This is a genomic window from Xenorhabdus sp. KJ12.1 (assembly GCF_963876495.1).
Lineage (GTDB): Bacteria > Pseudomonadota > Gammaproteobacteria > Enterobacterales > Enterobacteriaceae > Xenorhabdus > Xenorhabdus stockiae.
In genome coordinates, this window is record NZ_CAWNQH010000029.1 from 1 (window position 1) to 562 (window position 562).

Below are 562 nucleotides of genomic sequence, written 5' to 3' on the forward strand. Positions count from 1 at the left end.
CCCAAGCAGAACAGCAACCGGATTGCCGATGCGATGATGATTGAAGCCATTACCGAGGTGATTGACGCCAAGCTGAGTTACCCCGAAACCGCGTTGTTGTTTGTTCAGTTTGATGCCAAACAGTTTCGTAATATTCCGCAGGTTTCCTGTGAGCCGAAGATGCGGGTGATCCGTGTGCCGGATAATTATAACCCTGAAGCCCGTAGTTACTCCGGTGTGTGGTCAGGGCAGTTTAAATGGGCATGGACGGATAACCCGGCATGGGTGCTGTATGACCTGATGATCAACGACCGGTTCAGCATTGGCTCACGGGTGAAGACCGAAAACTTAAGTCTCGCCAAATGGGACTTATACCGGATTGCCCAGTATTGCGATCAGTCTGTGCCGGACGGTAAAGGGGGCACCGAGCCGCGTCACACCTGCAATGTGTATATCCAGTCACAGGAAGAGGCATGGACGGTACTGCGGGATATCGCCGGTATCTTCCGGGGGATGACCTACTGGGCCAACAATAACATGAACGTACTGGCGGATATGCCACGGGATGTGGATTATCTCTACA

The 562-nt window shown here is 52.5% G+C and carries 1 pseudogene; it reads left to right on the top strand.

Annotation, left to right across the window (positions count from 1 at the left end):
- A pseudogene (locus AACS92_RS03625) lies at nt 1–562 on the top strand (host specificity protein J); the annotation flags it as partial.